This is a genomic window from Mycoplasma sp. CSL7475-4 (assembly GCF_024834065.1).
Lineage (GTDB): Bacteria > Bacillota_I > Bacilli_A > Mycoplasmatales > Metamycoplasmataceae > Mycoplasmopsis.
The window spans coordinates 83386-106835 of record NZ_JANUYA010000001.1; the positions used below are offsets into that span (position 1 = coordinate 83386).

The 23450-nt window shown below is 29.7% G+C and carries 15 protein-coding genes; 5 read left to right on the top strand and 10 right to left on the bottom strand.

Annotated features, from left to right (window positions below; translation table 4 throughout):
- Positions 1-60: 60 nt before the first annotated feature.
- Positions 61-8052 (top strand): ABC transporter permease, encoded by a 7992-nt coding sequence (locus NXS15_RS00305; RefSeq protein ID WP_259289884.1) that lies wholly within the window; start codon positions 61-63, stop codon positions 8050-8052.
- On the top strand, positions 8052-9029 hold the full coding sequence (locus NXS15_RS00310) for an ABC transporter ATP-binding protein (RefSeq protein ID WP_259289885.1): 978 nt from the start codon (positions 8052-8054) through the stop codon (positions 9027-9029). Before NXS15_RS00305 ends, NXS15_RS00310 begins: the two co-directional genes overlap by 1 nt.
- A 40-nt stretch (positions 9030-9069) precedes the next feature.
- Here the strand turns inward: NXS15_RS00310 and NXS15_RS00315 are convergent, their stop codons facing one another.
- The 7 genes from NXS15_RS00315 to tig all read right to left on the bottom strand — a co-directional run bounded on the left by NXS15_RS00315 (position 9070) and on the right by tig (position 14008).
- Complete coding sequence (locus NXS15_RS00315) at positions 9070-9540, bottom strand: hypothetical protein (protein ID WP_259289886.1); 471 nt, start codon at positions 9538-9540, stop codon at positions 9070-9072.
- A gap of 11 nt (positions 9541-9551) precedes the next feature.
- A complete protein-coding gene (gene ylqF / locus NXS15_RS00320) occupies positions 9552-10415 on the bottom strand; it encodes a ribosome biogenesis GTPase YlqF (protein WP_396888587.1) in 864 nt (287 codons plus the stop codon).
- Complete coding sequence (locus NXS15_RS00325) at positions 10408-10647, bottom strand: hypothetical protein (protein ID WP_259289887.1); 240 nt, start codon at positions 10645-10647, stop codon at positions 10408-10410. Before NXS15_RS00325 ends, ylqF begins: the two co-directional genes overlap by 8 nt.
- Positions 10640-11362, bottom strand: coding sequence for an RNA methyltransferase (locus NXS15_RS00330; RefSeq protein WP_259289888.1), 723 nt, complete (start codon positions 11360-11362; stop codon positions 10640-10642). Before NXS15_RS00330 ends, NXS15_RS00325 begins: the two co-directional genes overlap by 8 nt.
- Positions 11355-11885 (bottom strand): tRNA (cytidine(34)-2'-O)-methyltransferase, encoded by a 531-nt coding sequence (locus NXS15_RS00335; RefSeq protein ID WP_259289889.1) that lies wholly within the window; start codon positions 11883-11885, stop codon positions 11355-11357. The genes NXS15_RS00330 and NXS15_RS00335 overlap by 8 nt, the downstream gene beginning before the upstream one ends.
- A gap of 103 nt (positions 11886-11988) precedes the next feature.
- Positions 11989-12309: a hypothetical protein gene (locus tag NXS15_RS00340; RefSeq protein ID WP_259289890.1), complete on the bottom strand. Its 321-nt coding sequence runs from the start codon at positions 12307-12309 to the stop codon at positions 11989-11991.
- Positions 12310-12529: 220 nt separating this feature from the next.
- On the bottom strand, positions 12530-14008 hold the full coding sequence (gene tig, locus NXS15_RS00345; protein WP_259289891.1) for a trigger factor: 1479 nt from the start codon (positions 14006-14008) through the stop codon (positions 12530-12532).
- A gap of 155 nt (positions 14009-14163) precedes the next feature.
- On the opposite strand from tig, the gene NXS15_RS00350 reads away from it, so the two are divergent.
- Positions 14164-15402 carry an MnuA family membrane nuclease gene (locus NXS15_RS00350; protein WP_259289892.1) on the top strand — a complete coding sequence of 413 codons (1239 nt, stop codon included), beginning with the start codon at positions 14164-14166 and terminating at the stop codon, positions 15400-15402.
- A gap of 187 nt (positions 15403-15589) precedes the next feature.
- Here the strand turns inward: NXS15_RS00350 and NXS15_RS00355 are convergent, their stop codons facing one another.
- Positions 15590-16786, bottom strand: coding sequence for an AEC family transporter (locus NXS15_RS00355; RefSeq protein WP_259289893.1), 1197 nt, complete (start codon positions 16784-16786; stop codon positions 15590-15592).
- Positions 16787-17147: 361 nt separating this feature from the next.
- Between NXS15_RS00355 and NXS15_RS00360 the strand changes: the two genes are divergently transcribed.
- Positions 17148-18071 (top strand): Cof-type HAD-IIB family hydrolase, encoded by a 924-nt coding sequence (locus NXS15_RS00360; protein ID WP_259289894.1) that lies wholly within the window; start codon positions 17148-17150, stop codon positions 18069-18071.
- A complete protein-coding gene (locus NXS15_RS00365; protein WP_259289895.1) occupies positions 18071-18760 on the top strand; it encodes a ribonuclease HIII in 690 nt (229 codons plus the stop codon). The genes NXS15_RS00360 and NXS15_RS00365 overlap by 1 nt, the downstream gene beginning before the upstream one ends.
- 31 nt (positions 18761-18791) lie before the next feature.
- Here the strand turns inward: NXS15_RS00365 and NXS15_RS00370 are convergent, their stop codons facing one another.
- A complete protein-coding gene (locus NXS15_RS00370) occupies positions 18792-20213 on the bottom strand; it encodes a hexose phosphate transporter (protein WP_259289896.1) in 1422 nt (473 codons plus the stop codon).
- 278 nt (positions 20214-20491) lie between these two features.
- Positions 20492-23389 (bottom strand): lysylphosphatidylglycerol synthase domain-containing protein, encoded by a 2898-nt coding sequence (locus NXS15_RS00375; protein ID WP_259289897.1) that lies wholly within the window; start codon positions 23387-23389, stop codon positions 20492-20494.
- Positions 23390-23450: the final 61 nt, after the last annotated feature.

The following is a 23450-nucleotide window of genomic DNA, read 5'->3' on the forward strand; positions in this document are numbered from 1 at the left end:
AATTACATTATAATATATAAATATTAATGTAATATAGTAGATAAATTAAAGAGAGTAAATATGTGAAGATTATTTAAGGAAGTTTTTAAGTCATTAAGTAAAAATAAAGTGGTTGTTATAGGCTTAAGTATTTTAGTATTTTTAAGCTCAGCAGTTATCACTTTACTTTCCAATGTCGGCAACGTAATCGTTGGCGGATTTAACAATTATAAACGTGTTTCAAAACTACATGATGTCAGTGTCGATTTAAACCTTCCAACTCAAGGGGATGCGTATAATCAAGGTTATTTCATTAACGGCGAGAGCTCACAAACACTCTCGTCAACCGGAAAAAAAGGGTATACACCAATTATTTATGACATTGACCAAAGCTTATATAACAGTTATGGTCAAGCGGCTAAGGAATATTTATTCGCTAACCAAAACGAGTTATACACTGACTCATTAAGTGAATATATTCCTTTTAGTGAATTAGGAATCAATGATCCTGAGTTGAATAATAAATATTTCCATCGTGACGACTTGTTGAATCTTTACTCAATATTTTTAGCGGAAAAAAGCAATAATATTACAGATAAATCAATCGATTTTATTCTTAGTGTTCCAAATAACGCAAGAATTTCTCTTTACAGCAACCATTCTTTCGATGTTTATAAATATCAAGACAATTTTTATTCACATATGACTGAAAATGTGTCAATTCAGCCAAGTGAAAATGTTCACTTTGATAGTGATGTTCAATTAGGGAAAATTATAAGCTTCAAAACAATTCAAGACAGATTGTACGCAACACAGGTTGCTTCGCTTTATATCAATGTTGAAACTAAAGAAATTACTGAAAATTTCCAAAAAGCATCTAAGTGAATAAACGAAAATAAAGCATTTATAGTGCCGCCACACGCAATAGCAACTGCACTAGGTTTCGAACGAGCTGAGCAAAATGGTACTACAGTTTTTGTGCAAACAAACCCGCATAAAGATTTGCATAATATTATTAAAAATTACGAAAACACAATCGATGAGTTAAGTGTTTTTGAAAACCAAATACCACTTTCGTTATTTTCACAAAAACCAATCAACATAGAGAAAAATATCAATAAAGTTATTGAAAATGGTACTGACTTAAAAATTAACGGATCATGAATTATAAACAACAAAAGTCAGACCCAATTTTTAAGAAATAATTACTATACTTCTTTTGTTGACAAAGAACAAAGCAAAAATAAATGAACCGGTGCCTTTAAAACATATATTCAGTCATTAGGTGATATTCGTGCCCAAAATCGAAATGACGATTGAAACGAGCTTGAAACATTCTCAAATTGAGTTAAATTAAAAACAAACACTTATACGCCATTTGAACAAAATTTAAGCGGTGAGTGGGTTCTTGATCCAAAACACGCAAGAACCATTGAAACAGAATTGCCGCTGAGTGATAGTTTTGACTTTTCTGATATCTCACGTGTAAAATTATTCACTAATGATAATAGAGTTAATTTACTGGGTGAACCTTATAAAATATCACAAAATAACTCAACTTCAATAATAGATATTGAAACAAAGTCATTATTTAGCAAAGCACAAGATGATTTTATTAAACTAAGCAATCAAGAAAAACTTGAATTATTGAATAACCAAAATCTTTTGAGTGAAAAATATACATTCATCAATGCGAAAGCTTATGACGCTACCAAACAATTGATAGTTAACCGGATAATTGACATTGTTGGCAATGAAAATATTGGTTTAAGACAAACAATAACTGTTGACGGAATTAATGAAGAAACAGGGAAACAAAATGTGTTTCATTTTATCAATTCCGGAGATGAAAATTATTCAATTTCAGGAATTAAATTAAATGTAGGTTCATTGTACAATGAAAAACTTGAACCAACTGCATTAACTCAACTTGAGAGTGCAACTACTTCTTTATACAATTCACCACAATTAAACCCATTTGTTGCTGCTTTATTAATTCAATCAATATCAAAAAACTTATATCCAGATCCCGAATATGTATCACCTATGTATCGTTTTGCTGATGTTATTGATATTAGTGAACAAAGCGGACAAGAAAAAATTATAAACAACGCAAAAATAGTAATGTTAGCCGACTTTGCTAACGATGATAAAAATCACAATAATGAAACAAATAATTTAGGTGTTTTTGCTGTAGGTAATAAATTTAAAATTGTTTTAGAACAAAACAATAAATACACAGTCGAATACACAAAAAATATGCCATATGAAGGTATGGATATTGGATTACTGACTCGATTCTTGTCAAAAAATAATCTAACTATAGCACTTAAAAATATTAAAACTAGCGGTAGAGGTTGAACACTTAGAGATAAAGAATTCGATAATGTTAATTACATTCCAATTTATTTCTTATCTCCTAAATCTGAATTAATTAACGACGTTTTACATAATGGTAGAATTGATATTTTGCCCGAAACTATTGAAAAATATTTAATAAACTCAGACTTAATTAAAAAAGATTTTCTAACGGTAGAGCAAATACTACAAATATCAAAAATAATGAAAAAAGTGTTGAACAAACACAATTTTGCCGCTGTGTTTGCCAACGGTAAACTAAATAAAGGTATTCTGCCTGAATTAATGATTGATTTTGCTTACGAATTGAGCCATACATCGAGTGGTGATTTGTTAAAACAAATAATTTCAAGAATATTATTACAAGCCAATAAACAAATAACTAACAATAAAGATATTGAACATCAAAAAGAACTATTAGCTTTAGAAGTCGATAACTTGTTTAAAACAATCAAGGTATTAGGCAACATTGATCTAAACAGTTTTATCTCCCCTGAAGCTTTAGCTAAATCTTCAATATCACCAACAAAATTTATTGATTCATTCATCAAAATAGTAAATTCAATTGATATCAAAAAATTCAGCGAGCTTGCTCATGAATGATTTGAAAACCACAACAATAAAGTAATTGTTGATAATAACATTGAATATGTAACCAAATTAAGTAGTGGACGAATGATTGAATGAATTTTCTCATCAATTAATCAAAACTTATTGAAGGAAGGCCTATCAGAATTAATTCAAAACCTTGATTTATCTTATGTAATTGACTTAGATAATACAAATTCAATTATTTATCGGTTATTACAAAATTTTGTGCCAGATTTAATTCAACCATTAAAACCTATAGTTAGAAAAATCACAGTAATCGATGAAAATGACCCTACTTATTCAAATGTTAAAGAGGGTATCATCAATTTCATAAATAGTATTAACTTTAATATTTTGGCTAACGAATTATCAAAATCAATAAAACCAGAACTAGTTAAATACAGTCATAAGGTATTTGATGAGCAAACTTCTAAATATGTTGATAAATTCTACAACGTTGCTTTAGATAGAATTTCACCGAAAGCGGGCATAATATCATTTTTAAAATCAATATTTAGTTTGCCTGGTTCAAACCGTACATTTAAAGAGAATATTATTAAAATGTTTAACTTATCTGATAAAGTTAAAGAAATTGAGATAAAGGGGACAAACCAAAGAGTTTATGTACCTGATAATGATGATGAAAAACTTTCTTTCTTTGACTTTTTAGGTATTTTCACTAATCTGCTTAAAAACAACAGTAATAAATTATTTAAAAATTATGTGTACGAACAAAAATTGACAAATCTATTGAACTATGTTTCAAATTCAAAATTAGAAATGTTCAATTTAAATGATTTTGCAATTCAAGACAGTGCGTTTATTAGAGAATTTAACATCATAACAGCTGATATTTCAAAAAATGAATTAATTAAAAAAATTAGTAATTTATTAGAATTTATTCAACAAACAAAAGGTGGTACAAACACTTTCCTAGATGAAAACGAAAAAACAGGAACTGACTTACTATTTGATTTAGCAAAATTTGAAGATGGTAATAGTTCATGACTAATTATTAAGAAAATAATCGAATCTACAGCAGGTGTTGAAATCGAAAACGAATATGCATTGGCACCACAAGCTTTCGATATTTACTTGCCTTATGTTCAAATGTATTTGAATAAAGATGCTAACATAATTCAAGCAAACAAATTCGTTAAAGATTTCCTTGCTTTCGCTATTAAGCCAAGTGTGTTAAAACTATCACAAGCCAAATCAACAAATGAAAACATTCCTTTTGAAAAATCATTAGATTACTACATTACTGAATATTTAGCAAATCATAGAACTATTGATATATTCAATACTGATGCAAATGGTGATTTTATAAATGCTGATGTTCAAAAATTAGTGGCGTCAAATCCGCAATACAAAGACTGAATACTTAACAATAAACAATTGCTTATTACTCAATTATCTTATATTGGTGCGAGTGCTAAATTCAGTTCGAATTCAACAACACACCAAAATGGTATTTATCACTATGTAATCAGTAAATTTATTTACAATTACATGTCAAAACCTTCATTCTACTCAGTTAAAGAAATTGCGGCTTTAATGATTTCAAAAATTACACCATCATTACCAACGCAAATATTTGATATACCAAGCACCATCACAAACCCTATCTTAAGATTTGTCTTCCCTGAAGTTTCGTTGACATTCCTTGCGTCACAAAAACAAGACAACAATTTAATCAACGGTAATTTAGCTTATTTAGTGCTTAATAAGATTGGTAATTTTGAAGAGTTAATTGATGAAAATAGCGATAGTTATAAACAACTAAATAACCTATTAGAAACTGCATTTATTGACAAGGATACATCATTGGTTCCACTAAACTTAGATGAAAATCAAAATCTTCTAATTGATGGCCCTGTGATAGCTGAATTACAATCAAATTCACAAATTCTTCCACCTATTTTCGGAGTCAATATTGCCCAAATAATTCCTGAATTAATTAGAGATATTGTTGAGCCTAAAGAAATTAAAGAAATTGTATTTAACTCTCCTTCGAGTTATGTTGCTAAAGCTAATTTCGCTTACTTAATTAAAAATAATAAGGAGATTTTTAACGGTACAATTCCGAGTGATCCTTTACAAATTAATGATTTTGTCAATAATTTAGACACAAAATACATTCTTAATGTTAACGGAGTAAAATTCATAATTGTCGGTGAGGAAACTACTGTTGATTACATTTATCCAGTTATTGACGAAAATAATTTACAAGTAAATACTGAAAATCAAGCTTTAGTCTATGTCAACAATTACGGTTTTTCACGTGTCAAATTAGCATATCGTGGTAACGTAATTAAACAATCATTACTCGTTAAAAACAATGGTTCAATTAGCAATCAAGAACTTAAAAAAGAAATCACAAAAATTGTTGATTCATCAATAAGTGATTCAAACAAATTACAAAGGGTTTTCCTATCTAGTGAAATTGACCCAATTAACCCCGAAAGAGCACTAAGAATAAATACTGTCGGTTCAATGATTAACTTAATTGAAATTACAACATTATCTGTGCTAATTGTCTTGTCATTAGTTGTCAGTGTTTCTATTATATTTATTATTAAAAGATACATTGCTAACAAGTACAAAGTTTTAGGTATTCTTGTCGCTCAAGGATATACAGCATGACAAATTGCTCTCTCACTTACTGTCTTTGCTCTTGTTACTTCTGTTATTGGTGGAGTATTAGGCTACACCATTGGTAATAAATTACAACTCGTGTTGCTTGAAATATTCTCCGGCTATTGAACATTGCCAAAAGAAACAATAAGATTTAACTGAATTTCAATGATTTTTACAGTGTTTATACCATTTATTGGAATGAGTTTATTAATCTTTGTTGTTTCTCTAATTTCCTTGCGTTATAAACCTAATGAGTTAATCACAGGAATTGTAACCACACCAAAATCAAAACTACTTACCAACTACTTTAAACTTAAACCAAAAGCAAATGTTAAGTCGAGATTCTCATTTGTCTTGGCATTAAACAACTTCTGAAAATTAACAGCATTTGCTGTTAGTGTAATGTTAACAGGTGTGACGACAATGTTTGGTATTGCCTCCCACAATACATTCAAGAAGACAATAAACCAGACATATCTAAACAGACATTACACCTTTAAGGTTGATTTACAGACGCCTACTATTGAAGGTGGTCCATATAAACTATATTCACCTACAGATTTAAGCAAAAACATTTATACGCCTATTGGTGAATCGATTGAGTCACAAAGAGAGATATTTGATTACTTTAGACCTGGTTATTCATCTGTTATAAACAAAGGTGGTTTAAACGGAATAAAAAATGCTTCTGACTCAAGTTTTGATTCACACATTCTAACTCAATTCTCTGCTTCAATTAAAGTTGACGCTGGAGTATCGGCTGACCCGTGATTAGTTGCTTATAACTCTATGCCTGATTCTCAAAAAGCAAAAATTGACAAATCGAGAGATAAAGTTGGAGCTTTATTAGAAAAAACACAAAACTATCAAACTGAGTTGCACTGATTTGTTGACCCAGTTTCGAAAAATCTTGCATTACGTAACTCACGTGATAAAAACGTAAGTTTCTTTAAATACTATCGTTCACCATACGAAAAACAAGGTAAATTTGTGTATGCTTATTGAGATGGTGATGAATATCAACTAAAACCAATAACAACTGAGAAAAATATTCGTCTAGAGTATCGTAACTTCTTAATTAAGGGATACAGAATTCTTGAAGAACGAATTAGACAGGAAGAATTGGATCCAACATTAATCAACAAGGGTCCTAATGGTGTAGAACCAGACTATTCAAAATACGATTATTGATTGAATGACATTGGTCAAATTTACGGCCCTACTATTAATGATTATTTCATTAGTTTTGGCGGTGTACAATTCAATGAAAAACATGACCAAGTTTATACATATCTATCATCAAATATGAATGGTAATGAAATAAAAATTTATGGTTACCAAAACAATTCACCTTATGTTAAGTTAGAAAACAAAAACGGCGATGATTTATACACAAAATTGTATTCATTTAACAAAGAAAATGTTTATCCATTGGTAATCAACGAGACAGTTGCAAGAAAAAGTTTATTGAAAGTTGGAGATAAACTTGAATTAAGTATTGATAATCACATCAATAGATTCCATAACAAAATTCTTGCTCAAATCAATGGCGAAAATGCTCAAAAATACAAAGCAAACTTTGAAATTGTCGGCATTAACTCAACATACATTAATTCCGAATATATAACAACATATGACGCAGCCAATAAGTTAATCGGTTTTGACGCATTTAATCTACCGAGCGATTTTATCAAATTTAACGGAATTTTAACCAATAATAAAGAGCCTCTACAAGTAACTCAATCAACCGGCCTATATTCAATGAGCGGTTACTGATCGGGTATTGATTCATTTGATATTTCAAGCACTTCGCCTGAAACATTAAAATCAATGTTTGATCAAATATTCAATCCAACAAATGGTGTTCTAGCCAAAACATTAACAGCCGATCAGATAATGAAATTTTTAGACTCTTCAAAAACAAAATTTGATCAAGCAACATACGATAATATTCGTCAACAACCTAAAGAAGCATTAACTAAATTCTCTGAAGCATACAATAATAAAATCTATGTTGCCCTTTCAACATCAATTGACTCAAAAGACATTGAAGCTGGCTTCATAACTCAAATCAGTTCAACAATTCAGTCAATATCATTTGTTATAATTGCCTTGAGTTTTACAATATCACTGATTATTTTAGTGATTATGTCAACGATAATGATTGGCGAGAACCAAAAAAACATTGCTATTTGATCTATACTTGGATATAACCAAAAAGAAAAAACCAAAATGTATTTCGGTGTTTATATTCCATTCATTTTAATAGCAATATTATTCTCTATTCCAGCAGTAATTCTAACAATACATATATTCAATATATTCTTGTTGAATTTCACTAATATTGCACTATCGTTATCTCTATCATGAGTTCATGTCTTGATTACAACCATATTGATATTTGCTATATTTATAGTAACTTCGTTTATTACGTGAATCACGGTCAATAAAATGAAACCTGTTGATTTATTGAAAGGAAAATAATGAGCAAGATAAACAAAAATTGATTTAAGAAAAAAAATAAACTTAGTCCTGAAGAAACTCAGTATTTAAATCTACAGTCGCAAACCGGTGAATTTATCGTAAAAGATAAGATTACAACTAAAAACATTTTTGAAATCGCCGATTCAATCGGTGAAGCTAGAAGTTTTGTTGTTCCTTCACGTGTCGCTCGTTTTCTTAAACGAATTGCTAAATACAAAAGAAAAAAAGACGGTAAAGAAAAAGACCAAAACACCAACGATAACATAATTGAAGTTAGAAATGTAAGTAAATATTATGTCACAGCCAATGTCGTAACAAAAGTTTTAAAACACATCAACCTAGAAATCAAACGTGGCGAAATTGTTTTAATTCTTGGTGTCAGTGGCGGCGGTAAATCAACGTTATTAAATCTTATTTCTGGTTTAGATCGACCTACATTGGGAGATATTATTGTCGACAATATCAATTTGCCTTATCACTCTGACAGAACATTAACCAAATTTCGTAGAGATTCTGTAAGTTTCATTTTCCAAAATTACAACTTGTTAGAAAATCTTAATACTTTTGACAACATAATGACTGGTGTCTGATTACAAAAAGATAAATCTAGACGTTTAGATTTAACCGAGTTATTGAATACTTACGGTATGGGAGATCAAATAAATAAATTTCCTTCACAAATGTCAGGTGGTCAACAACAACGTGTATCGATTATGCGTGCGTTAGCCAAAAATGCCCCAATAATCTTTGCTGATGAACCAACAGGAGCACTTGATGAGCAGACAACAAGAATTGTTTTAAACTCTTTATACAATATCAATCGAGATTTAAAAACAACAGTTGTTATGGTTAGTCATAACCCTGCGATGTCAGCAATGTGTCATCGTGTTGTTCATATCGATAAAGGTGTAATTAAAAAAATAGACATCAATAAAAATCCTTTACATCCTGATAAAATCGGTTTGTATAATGAATAACAAAAAAGCACTATCAAGTGCTTTTTTTGTTATAAAAAATTTATTGGTTATTTTTATCGTTTGTATCTTCTTTATCTTTTTCGCTTTTTAATTGTTCTATTTGGTCTTTAAATTCTTCGTCACTAATTGGTAGTAAATATCTATCAGGATATCTTTTGAAAGCTGCTATGATTCATGCTCTAATTAATTTTCTTTGGTCTTGTACATTTGCCCCTTTAATAACTCTTGAGACAATAACCATTATTAAAACATTAGCAACTAATCATCAAACAGAAACAATAAACGCTAGAATCAATAAAACCATTCCTGATATAAGATTGGCTGTTGGTGTTGTATTATTAGATTTAATTAAAGAGTAAGTTATCAACCCAAGCAAAGTACCAATAATCAATACCATTAACGATGATGACTGAAGAGACAATAAAGTTCGTGATCTAAAATGCTCTGCATTTTTATCAATAACTTTTTCTCATGTCTCGATTTTTTGTTCTAATGTGTATTTTTTCTTCATAATTACTTCTCCTAATCGTATGTAACATTTTTTAAATCACGAACTCAATTTAAAAAGAACTTATATGTTCGATTTAAGTCTATCTTATTATTAACTTTAAAACCTCTAAGATTGGCTAAGGCCGAAAATATATTATGTTTATCAATGTCGCTTAATTCGTCATATGTGCTGATTTCAATACCCAGTTCCTCTTTAAATCTGTGTGCATAATATTTGTGAATGATTGTTAGAAATGAATTAGCAAGAAACATGATTGGGAATATTTTAGTTTCAATTGAGCCTATCATAGCCAGTTTTGTGGCTGCTTCCTGGTCTTCGTGTTTAGGAATCAAAATTCCAGGAGTATCCATGAAATAAAAATTGTCAATAGCTACTCACTGTTTTGCTCTCGTGACACCAGGAAAGTTAGCAACTTTTAAAGATTTTTTCTGACTTAAAAGATTAATTAACGTACTTTTTCCTGCGTTAGGAACACCTAAAACGAATGCCTTAATTTTAGAAATCAATAAACCTTTTTCTTTATCACGTTTTACTTTTTCTCTTGTGATTTTTTCAATATTATTCAGTATTATTGAACGGCTTTTTTGTTTTCTTAAGTCAAGTCACAATAATGTTGAACCTTTGAAGCGTTGCTCAATAACTGCTTTTTTAGTCTTGTCCATTAAATCGCTTTTGGTAATAACAAACAATCTTGGTTTATGAGGTGAAATAGCATCAAAATCTTCATTATAGCTACTGATTGGGCAACGTGCATCTAAAACAATAATAAATACATCAGCAATAGTTGCGTTTGTTTTAATTTCACGCATCCCTTTCGCCATATGTCCTGGATATCAGTTGATTAAATTCTTGTGTTCATCGGATATTTTAATCACTACTTCCTCCCTCTATTTTCTTGCTAAATCTTAAGGAGCTAATTTCATTTTCTAAATTTTGATTTTTGATTAGTTCACTCATTAAAGTATTATTCAAAATATTTATCTTTTTTTCGCATTCATTCAATAAAAACACTAAATCATCAATGATTGCTGTTGTTTCGGGTACGCTATAGCCGTTAAACTCACGGCCGATATTATGGAATTTTTCTAAAATTTCTTCTTTATTCATTGTTTTCTCCATTGTATGTTCTACTCAAAATTATACCACCCGCAACAGCAACATTAAGACTCTCAAATTCAATAGGTATGTATACTTTTTCAGTAGCGAATGAGTATAATTCTTTATTTACTCCGTGTCCTTCATTGCCTAAAACAATAACTTTATTCGATCTTGGATAAGAGATTGTGTTGTATGGTTTTGAGTCTTTATCTAGAGTTGTAATATAAATTTTGTTTGTCTTTGCTAACTTTGCAATTTCTTCTTTTGAATCTGAATAATTAATTATGTTGATTTTAAATATTGCCCCTTGTGTTGAACGAATAATTTTAGGGTTATAAACATTAACATTTGTAAAAATAGTATCGTAGCCAAACGCAATTGCACTGCGAATAATTGTGCCTATATTGCCAGGGTCTTGAACATTGTCACAAAAGACAATATTTTTGCCCACAGTATAATTTTCTTGTTTTTTACACAAAGCAACAAAACCTTCCGGAGATTTTGCGCTTGCAATCGCTTTTAAAACATTGTCAGTAATTTTTATTGAATTTTTGAATAAATTTGTGTTGTTTAATTCAAAAATTTGTTCAATTTCAATATTATTATTTATTGCTTCTTGGATGATGTTTTTGCCTTCAATTACAAAGTGAGTTTTGTCGCCCTTTAAGATCTTTTTAACTCGTTTAATTAATTTATTTTCAGTACTGGATATCAAATTACTCATCTATATTCTCCAAGTAATTTTTTCCTTTTTGGGTTTCAAAAACACTTAATCCATCGAAGTTTAATTGACGCATGATTTCAAAACCAATAATTGACACACAATTAGCTAAATTAAGACTTCTCATTGCCGACACCATCGGAATTCTTAAACAATTTTCAAGATTATCGTGAAGTATTTTTTTATCAATTCCGGTGGACTCACGACCAAACATTATTCAAATTTCACCTTCCGTTTTAGCTATTTTCAAAAAATTAGGTTCAACATATGTTCGCAATCCGTAACGAGTTATGTATCAAATATTCTTGTTAGAATATTTTTTATAAAAATCTTCATATGAAGCATGAACTTCATGTTGAATGTCACTTAATAATCTACCTGCCGCAGGTCTAGATAATTTATTTGGCAGCAATTCAAAACCTAGCGGTTTTATAATGTGTAATTTTGCTCCTAATGCATAACAAGTACGAATAATATTTCCGGTATTAGGTGATATTTCAGGTTGATATAAAACGATATTTAACATAATGCTCCTTTGTTAATATGTATATTTTAACAAAGAACACATTTTAACCACTTCTTTTTGCCTAATAATACAATATAAAACTCACACAGGAGTGTGAGTCAAATTAACCAAGAATTTCCATAGCCTCTTCACAAATGTCGTCTTGCTTTTTCTCTAGCAACTCAATTTCTTTTTTCATATTCGATATATTTGAAAAGTGAAAAATTGCAATAATGACAGGAATTATTATTGTAAGAAAAAGCAATAACATTCACATTACTGGAAAACTTGATTTGTCAAGTTTATCTTGTAACTTTTGTTTTTCTCTTTCGCAGTCAAGAAATTGTTCGAATAACATCGATAGTTTTTCCATGTTTGGTTGTGAGTCTGACTTAGATATAAATTCTAAATTAACGCTTTGTGAATAAGTGACACTTTTTTCCAACTCAAAACCAAATTTAGCGGCGGATTTTTTTAATCAAGAAATAGGTCTTTTATTAGAAACATTTATTGTTTTTTATAAACTTCAGGCATTTTTCTCCTTTTTCATTTCGAAAAAATTATATGAACATCAAAAAAAAAAAAAAAAAAAACGAGTTTTTTAAAAAAAATACATACGTTTTTGTGAAAAAGTATGAAAAACCAGGCTTTTGCCTGGTTCTAAATTATTTAGCTTCTTCTGTTTCAGTTTCTTTTGATTTTTCTGCCATTTCTTTTTCTTTAGCAGCTTTTAATTCTTCAGCTCTTTTTGTTCATTCGTCAGCAATTTTAGCTAAGTTTTCGTTTAGTTCTTTTTCAATTTCAACTAATTTTTTACCTTTTTTGCTGTCAAGTTTTACTAATAATGCTGTTAGATTTCTTCTGTCAATTAAACGTGAGTAAATTGATCTTTTGTTGTTTTCATCGCTCAAGAAATACATTTTAATGAATGCTGCAGGAAGACCTGTTGAAGCAACTGTTGCGTTTATGAAAGCTTTTAGTTCGTCTTCTGTTGGTTCATTATCTTCTGTTGCAACTTCTTTAATTAAATGTTGAGCAATTAAAGCAAATTTGATATTTTGTTTTTCTTCATCGAAAACAAGTTTTCTGAATTCGTCTTCAGTTTTACCTAAAACTTTTAAATATTCATCAAATTTAATATCTTGTTGTTTCAATTGCGAAGCAACTTCGTTTATTCTTGTTTCTACTTGGCTAGCAACCAAACGGTCGTTTAACGCAATATCATTTTTTTCTAGAATTGAAGCAACGTATTTTTCTAAGAAAGCACTTAAACTTACTTCAACATTGTTGTTAAGTAAAATTCATTTTAGTGCGTCAGTAGCTTCTGCAACTGTTTTTGCAGCACCTGCTCTAAGTAGTGAAACATTTTCGTCTGTTAATTTAACATCTTCAGCTCTTTTAGCATCAACGATTTCAACATCGAATGTTGCTTTTTGCCCTGCTAATTTGTCAACTGGATATTCTTTAGGGAATGTAACAACAACTTCTCCTTTGTATCCAACTTTTTTATCTAATAATTGATCTTCAAATGTATCGATAAAGGTTTTTGAACCTAATTTTAAATCGAAGTTTTTAGCTTCACCACCATCAAAAGCTTCATCATTTACGTAACCTTTGTAATTTAAAGTTACAGTGTCGCCTAATTTAGTTTTGTCATCAGCTTTTAAAGGTAATTGCAATGCGTTTGCACTCAATTTCTCTTGAATGTATGTATCGATGTTTTCTTTGGTAGTTTGTGGTAATTCAAACTCAACTTTAACATCTTTTACTGAAAGATTTGAAAAGTCAACATCTAATGGATAAGCAATAACAATTTCAACTTCTTCATCGCTTATTTTTGTAATGTTTGTAAGTGGTGTAACGTTGATGATTTTGTCATTTTCTTTTTGAAGTTCTTCAAAAATAGCTTTTAAATTATTGTTTAAATATTTATTAATTGATTGTTCATAAATAGCACCTTTAGAAATGTGTTTTTTAGCAATATTTGCTGGCACCTTTCCTTTTCTAAAGCCATCTAATTTAAGATTTTTAATTAATTCTTGAGTTGCTTTTTCTTGCAGATCGCTTCATTCAGCACCTGATAAAACAATTTTTTTACTGATTTCTGATTTTTTGTGATCAACAGTAACGTTTTTATTTGCCATATTTTCTCCTTATTTAATTTAATATTTAAATATTATACATATTTTAATATAAAAAAAGATTTTTCGCTTTATTTTGTTTATTCATATTAGCCAGTTAATTCAAAATTTTTCATTTTTAGAAAAATATTTATAATAAATTAATCTATGGAGGTCGTATGTCTAAACACAGAAAAACAAAAATAATGTCAGGTATAACAATTGGTGCGACAGTAATTGGTGTTGCATCATATTTCGGATACAAATACATATTGAAAGATAAATTTTTCAATAAAAAGACTGAAAAAAACAAACAAAATACCAAACAAGACCAACCAAAAAGAACTATTTCGAGTGATAATGCGAAGTTGAATGCTGAAGTTCAAACTCAAATTTATAAACCTAGCAATGTAAATCGTGTCGGACACTGAAATATTTTAAATTTTGGTGGTAGCGGCAGCGAAAAAGGAAATATTAAAGTAAATGCAATTGCAGAAGCAATACATAAAACAAAACAAGATATAGTTGGTCTAACTGAGGTTAATTATCCTGATGGGGACAAAGTTCAAAGAATTACAAAAACATTAAATGAATTGGGAGAAGAAAACTTTGATCAAGTTATTCAACCTCAAAGCGATTCAAACACTAAATCAAGTAACGCTACAAAAGAAGTTGTTGCAATTTTATACAATACTCAAAAATATAAATTAATTAAAAGCGGCAGTTTCAATATTGAGAATAATGGCTACAGTTATAAAAGAACTCCTTTCGGAGCAATGTTTGAAGATTTATCAAATGGTAAAAAAGTGATCACATTTTTTGCTCACCTAGATTCACCTGGTGTTAGAAAAGACAGAAATGACAAACACCCACAAGAACAGGACAGTCAATATGCCGGTCAGGGAACACAAGAGGTTTTTGAAGCAGAAAATATTGAAAATGCATTCAAATATTTCCAAAAATGAGATCCGAATGCAAGTATTATTTTTGGTGGTGATACAAACATTATGACTAAAAACCGTGCCATTTTTGAAAACAACAACACTTATAAAAATTATTACAATGATATTAAAGCTGCAAGTGGTAAAAAACCAAATGAACAATATGAGTACTACGAGACAAGTTTAGGTTCAAAACAAGGTTATGCAAACGCATATGACAAGATTTTATTCAAAGAAAACGATAATTTAAATATTATTGACGAAAACGAAAAAAGAGCCTTTTCAGATGAAAAATACCAAAATTCATGATTCAAACTTGATTTAGTCAATTCGTTTAATAATGGTTTCTACGATAAAACCTATTATCAAAAATTATGAACGCAATATGAGAAATCATTATGACCTAAAGACTTTCAAGTCATTCGTTCGAAAATAAGCGACCATACACTCGTTTGAATTGATTATGTTATTAATTAATTCAATAAGCACACTACAAGCATTACAAATAAACAAAATCCAAACACATGATGATAGAAGCTTCCTCTTGTATTTGGATTTTTTATTTATAAAATCGTTACTAAACAAAATAATCAAGAGATTTTGTGTGTTGTTGAAAAGAAAAACACTCACAAATCTCCGTGAGTGTTTATGGTGTTTATAGTGTTTAACCCAATAGTTTAAACACTGTGTGAGCAACAACAGTTCAAATTGGCATTGTCACTAGACATAGCAATGTTGTTAGTGAGCTAACCTGTGCTGTGAATCCGGTGTGTTCGTGTTTGTAGGCAACCGAGAAAATAATACATACGGCAGCTGGTGGACACGAAGCTAAAACAACTAGCAATGTTCCTGTTGAAACCTGAATTGATTTAGTACGTACTAAAATTAGAGTAATTAAGAATACCACTAATGGCATTACAACCAATTTTCTTAATGTAGTAATTCAAACATCTTTATCTCTAGCAGCAGCTTTGATATCTGATGAAGCCAATGAACCACCAATAACGATTCATGCTAATGGCGAAATGATTTGTACACCAGGAAGAATAATAGCAGTAAGAACAGGGAATCTAGCTAGTAGTCCTCCTCAGAATTGGTGTCCGCCTGTTGTCGCTTTCGCAAAATTAAATGGTTGAGCAGCACTGGTCACGAAATATGTATTTGGACCAGGGATAAATTGAATTAATCATAGTAACATCGATGTATATAGAACAATTAACATCGGTGTTGTTAAAGCTTTTATAATTGGTTTTACTTGGTCTTTACTCATTTTTTGGCCCGAGTAGGCGATTTTTACGTATGAGAAAGCACCGATCATGTAAGGTAGATTTCAAACCTGTAATAATCCTTGTGAAAAGCCTCCAAATACTTCTGAACCTAATGCTTGCACTAGGGGAACAGCGAAGAATTGTAATGATGCATATCCAATCATCATTTGAGCAGTTAATAATTTTTGAGCATAACTATTTACATATGCCTCTTTAAATTTAGCTTGTGATTGAGAACCATCAGTTCTTTCTCACATTCTAATTGCTTGTGCGTGTAATTTACGCGAAATAAGTTTTGGTACAAACTTAATAATTAGTGTATTGTATACACCAATTAAAATGTAGAATGCTGCGGATAAACCGATTACAATTCCAACTTCTTTACCAATTTTTGCATTTGCGTCTTTCATAAACGCAACTAAACAAAGGAATGGTAAAGCAAAATCTAGTAAGAATTTTGATAGTTTTCCGTTAATTTCTTTGTTGAAAATACCTTTTTTGGTAACAAAGAAACCTATCAACACAAAGGTAAGTGTCGCTAGTACAGCACCGTATAATCCTTGAGAGCTAAGGATTTTAATTAAGTGTTGCATATAATCCTCTTTATTGTAAGTGTATCTCTGATACTATTTAATTTAAGTGTTTGGTACGATGTACCACCTATATTATACATTTTGCTCCGTAAATGATTTATTTTTAAGATTATTCAAAATAATTTTTTTTGTTGAAAAATGATATATTGGCTGTGAAAAAATAACCAATAACACTTATAGAGTAATTTTTAGGTAAAAATGTAATTAAATTTGTGAATATATAAATTCGAAAAATATGGAAACGTTTTTCCACATATTTGTTAATAAAAAAATTAACTTTTATCAATTAGAGTGATAATAAAATTATCGTAATTTTAATGTATAATAAATTAATAATGATACTACAAAATAAGGAGAATGCATGGTAGAAAATAAAAAATATATGTTTGCCATAGATTTGGATGGAACTTTACTTAAGTCTAGTGCTGATGGTTCTATTCACGAAAAAGCAGTTGAGGCAATTAAGAGAGCAAGAGAATTAGGACACGTTGTTGTTATAATTACAGGTCGTCCTTGAAGATCGACTCGGCCAATATACAAATCTTTAGGTTTAGATACAGTTGTAACTAATTACAATGGTGCTCAAATTCACAACCCAAGTGACGAAAACTTTATCCCGTTAATTAAATATCTAAACTTGAACGAAATGCTTTATATTTTAGGAGATCCTAAAGTTAAAGAAGAAATTACTAACATCGCAATTGAAGGTCCGGGTTGAGTACAATTACAAAAACGCGATCTTGCAATGGAACAAGTTTTCGGTTTTAGAGAAAACCCTAAATTTCATGTAGGTTTGGATTTTACGAAAATCCCATTAAAACCAACAGGAATCATTTTTGACGTTAAAGAAACAACCGACCCTGATGATTTAAGAGACTATCTAAGAGCTAAATATGGTGATTTAGGTGAGTTTTCATATTGATCAAAAGGTGAAGGTTTAACCCCTGTTTTCGATATTACCAATGTTTCAGTCAATAAAGGTAGAGCAATTTCATTGCTAAGCCGTTACTACGACATTCCATTGGAAAATATAATTGCATTTGGTGACGGACACAATGATATACCTATGTTTAAAGTTGCTAAAGTTGCTGTTGCAATGAAAAACGCACCAGAACCTGTTAAAAAACACGCAACAGTGCGTTTGAACAAGAAAAACACTGAGGGTGGGGTTGGATATTACATTAATAAATTCCTTGATAACCCAGAAGAAGAACTACAAAAAAGTCTTAAAATTCGTCAAAAATTTAGAAAATTCAAATACAATGATCCAGAATCTGATGAATAATGAAAATAATTGAATATAACAATGATTTAAAACTTGATGATAAATTAATTATCGGTATTGATGAAGTAGGTGTCGGCGATTATTTCGGCCCATTGATTGCTGCAGCAGTTTTAATTCCACAAGAAAATAAAAAGAAATTATTAGAACTCGGTGTAACCGATTCTAAAAAAATTATAGATAATAAAATAAAAATTTTAGCTCCCAAAATTCGTGAATTAACTCATTTTGCTGTTTACACATTGACTCCAAAAGGATATAACAATTTAAGTCAAAACAACAATGCTAATGAGCTAAAAATGTTTGTACATTTAAGTGCTATTAGTTCTTTATTAAACAAAAATGTTGAATATCAAGCAGTGTTTATTGATAAATATTCAACAACAAAGAGTATTGAAAAGTATTTCGCAAAGTTTTACCAAGATGATTACTTTATTAAATTCGCTAAAATTGATGAGCCCATAATCTTAGCCAATAAGGCTGAGAGTTTGTCTCTCGAAGTCGCTTGTGCTTCGATACTAGCAAGGGAAAAATTTATTTACAAAATGCAAGAAATGAACTCACATTACCAAGTGGAATTTCCTTTTGGAGCTTCCAATGCTGTTAAAGCGTTCGCAAAACATTTGTGAAGTGTTCGAGGAGATATAAAAAAAGAAGAAGTGTGCAAAAACACATTCAAAATGGATATTTAAAAATCAAGATTTCTCTTGATTTTTTTAATTTTTATTTAGATTTTGATTGTCTTTTGAAACAAAAGTATGGGAATGTTTTTGCGTCTGGAGATGGTTCTTTAATCATTAAAGCACCAACAACCGAAATCGATGACAATAGAACTAGAACTACAAATTTAATAATTGCTATATTGAAGGCGCTTAGACCTTGTTTAACTCCGATAATATTTATAATTGCCATAATAATTACGCCAATTGTAAAGAATATATATCCGAAGCCTCAGATTAAGGCAAACATTCAACCAATAGTTTTAGGGTTATTGTCTTTATATTCGTGTGGCAAGTTCAATGTCACACCTTGAATTCCTCATAATGATAGTCCAGTAATAAATGCGAAAATAAAGAAAAATATTAAAGCCGCTAAATTACCTTTGGCAATACCAAATACAAATGTTAACATTGATAGAATATAAAATACTATACCTGTTAGAAGCGCTGTTGTAATAAATCATCTACGTTTTAAGTTATATTTTGATCATAGACCAACTGTGATTGGACCAACAAATACAGCCGCTAAGAAAATTATGAATCAAATTCTAATAATTTTACTTACACTCATTCCGAAAAGTTGTGTATTGGCACTAACGCCTGAAATTTTTGTGAATAAATCAATTGAAAATGAGGTAGGGAAAACAACCGCTACTAGGAAACCTCCATAAAGTAAAATTCATACATAAGTTGATTTTGTTTTTAAATATTTTCCTAAAATCGCTCAGTTGTTTACTTTAGGTTCTGTGCTTTGTTCTTGTTTTTTAACGTCAAATTTAGTCCCGAAAATTACCATTACAATCAATGGAACAACATTTAATGCTGACAATACCGTTAAAACAATTTGTCAATTGTCTCTAATTAGTGCTACATTTGCTGCAAAAACGAACGGTACTATTGCAATAATTGTACCCAATGGGTAAAATCAAACACCGAATTGAGAAACGAATGATTTTTGTTTCTTGTTAAAAAAGTTAGCAACCACCGGTTGAGTTAAAATAATTAACATTGTTCCACCAATAGCCATTATTGTTCTTAAAATAATAAAGAATGCATATCCTACACCATTGCCTGGCAAATATTGGGCAGGAATACCAAATAATGTAAGTGATAGAGCAACTATTGTTGAATATTTATGTGCTAATTTAGCTAGTAAAAACGCTACTAAAATTGAGCCAATACCACGACCAATAGTTATTCCTCAGTTGGTAGCTTGGTTAATCAAAGTAAAGTTAGCATCTGGGATGATATCGAAATATCCTAGAATACCTGTATCACCATGACCGCCACCATTTAAACCGGCAGCAAATCCCCAGTTAGCTACGAAAGCAAGATAACCAATTGAAATGAAGGCTCATAATAATAAGCCACGCACAAATTTCGCTTTTTTATTTTCACTAGTTGAAAATTTTGAAGTGCTATTCATTTTTAATTCCTTTCTTTAAATTATTGACAAAATAATTTGTCTTACTTATTATAAAAAAATATATACCGTGTACGCAACAATTAGTAAAAATATTTCCTTTTTACTAATTGTACTTAAAATAAGTGAAATAAGTAAATTACATATTCGCAAATAATTGAAATATAATTTTTTTCACCTTATTAAATAATCAAAAATGTGGAAATGTTTTTAAAATTGTATATTTGCACACTTTTTTCATGTATCAAAATTGCAAATAAAAAGTTGACAGCGTCAACTAATTATCATTTAACAAATATAAATATAATAGAAAGCACAAAGATTAAAACACACATAATACTAAATGAGATTTTATAGTATCTTGTCTTTGTCCGTTTTATCGTCTGCAAGTCAATAAATTGGGTAAATTGCATGTTTTTTTGTTGTGATTGATAGATATCGACACGTCTTTCGCCAATGAAAACTAATATTAAAACAATGGCTGATAATACGGTCGGAATAATAACTGTACCAACACCATTAATTGATGTTAATAATGATGATTTTTGAGAAATACTTAAGCCGCCGGCTGCGTCAGGTTTAATAATAAACTCAAATATTATTTTCCTAATAATATCACTTGTCCCAGTACCCCCTGGTGTAGGTGAGATTGAATTAATATTTCTAATCAATACGTCTGCGGTCATCATATTGAAATATGCACCGCCAGGAACTACTTTAATCATGTCAACCGACATTGTGAATAAAGCAACTGGCACATAGACTCATGGTAAGAGTTTTCAAAGTAGAATTTCCAAAAAGTTATATCATTTTTTGACAATAGTTTTTAGACCGTGTCGTACTTTATAGAACTCATATTGAAATTTTGTTCGTAAATTTTCAGGGTCAGTAATTGTAACAAATGGCAATCACTCTAAAAAGCCAATTAAATGTTTTAAGGCAAAATTTTGAATTCTTGAGCTTAACGACAATATTAGAAGAGTTAATGCTAAAATCGTATCAATAGAAATACCTAAAATCAATGAAATTAATAGAATTAAATTTCTACCACCTGAGGTGTTATTAAAGAAATTACCATAAAATTTAATACCAATCGGAATAAAAATTAAGATTAAGACAATGTTTGAAATTTGTCAAACAAATGTGTTGATAACAACAGCGGAAAGTAATTTATCTCGTGAGACATTCCGGCGTCTTAAATATCAATATGTGGCTATATCGCCACCAATTGATTTGGGAGTTATATTTTGCGATACTAAAGATATTAAAGAACCAACAAGTAGGTCCTTAAAGGACACTTTTTCATTTTGTCAATGCAATAAACGTTTAAAAATTATTGCATTGACTACTGACGTTAATAAGAATGTGGCTATTATCGCCAAGAAGGATATTCTTGAGTATATATTTGTTTTTATGTGTGTTCACATTGACGCTATAACACCCAACGGATTATCAGTAACTACTCCTTGGGTTTTAAAGTTATAAACCGTGTGGAATAGGAAAACAAAAATTCCGATAAATATGGCCGTTAAAAGCAAGTATTTTATGATTGATTTAATTCGTGTTGTTTTATCAACTTCTGTTTCTTTTAGGTCTAAAACATTATTGAGCAATTCTTTTTGTCTAACAACAACATCTAACCTCGAATTTTCAACATTTTTTCGCTCGTGTGTATTGACTAGTATCAACCCTTTTTCTTCTAAGGGGTCATATTTAAATATTAGAGAACTGCCATCGTTTAATTTCGTCTTTAATAAAGTAGATGAATATTCAATATCTTGCGAGTATATTTTTGTGTTAACAACCTTCATGTCGCCAAAATTTTCAGTATTTTTTACTCGTTCAATAAACAATTTTGCATTTTTGTTTGATAAGCGAAATTCTTTAACCACCGAGTTAGTGTAGCCATAACATTCATACACACTCATCAATACATCGTATAAGGTTTTATTACAAGATTTATAAAAAGCTGTCATATTTATTATTTTGGTGCTAAAAGCGATTGCGTCTTTGTTTGCTGATGAATTACCAAACAGGAACTCATTATTATGATTATGAGCCAATAATAATTCTTTATTATTGTTTTTTAGATAATCAAATAATTCTTGTTCGTCTTTATATTCAATAAAATCTATTTTATTTTTTCGAGCAATAACATCAATAAGAGAAGAAGATTCAATCGAACGAGCAATAACATATTTAGACAGTCTATTTTTGTCAAATTGTGAGCAATCATTGAGTAGAAAATGTAAGTATATTGCCGCTAAATGTTCGTTTTTTAAATATTTATACACTTTCTTTTGTTTAATTGAAACAACTAACGATTTCCCTGTTTTATTGATTGCTAAATTTAAATCATTTTTGTGTAGAAAATTTTTAGTATTGATACTAGAAAGATTGGATAATTTTATGTCAGTTGTCTTAGAATTTAAGGTTTTGGAAATCTTATAATCAATGTTTAATTGATCGTAAATATTTCTAGCATATTGATAATGAAAAGAGTTGAATAAATGTACACCGATTTTGAGATTATCAAAATTGCTGTTTTTTTCTATTTTTTGTTTAGAAATATCAATAATTTTGTCTAAAATTGATACTTTTGTAACTATTGGATTTTGAGTAGGTATTGAAACACTTTCATAGTCTACTTGCTGCAAAAATTCTTTTAAATACAAAATATCATCATGAGTAACTTTATTCCCAGTTCAATTAAATTCTACTTGCATCAGTGAGTTTTTACTTGATATTTCACTGATATTAACATAAAATATTGAATCTGTTTTTTGTGCTATGTAATGGTCGAATGAATTGGGTATAAACTCATTTTTATCAATAGTAAAAATGTTAAAACCATTCAATATTAATGCTTTGGCAAAAATATTTAAATAAATATGCGACCTAAGAGAATTATCTCTAATAAGCAAAACTTTATTGTTTGTGAAATGTTTAGATTTGATTAGTGATGAAATCGATTGAGCAAGAGTATAAACTGTGAAGTCGTTAAATAAATCAGTCGCAATACCAACACGCGCAGTAATTTTATTCGTGGAAAACAAAAGAGGTCTAACAAACGAATTTTTGTGTTTTTTATTCAATATAAACATTGGTTTTTTTAATCTTTTATTCAAAAAAACATCAGGTGACTGATATCTGCTTCACTTTTCAATTATTGTTTTCATTCTTTCTCCGTTGGTAAAATTATATATTAATATTAACGAGTAGATATTCAATAAAATATAT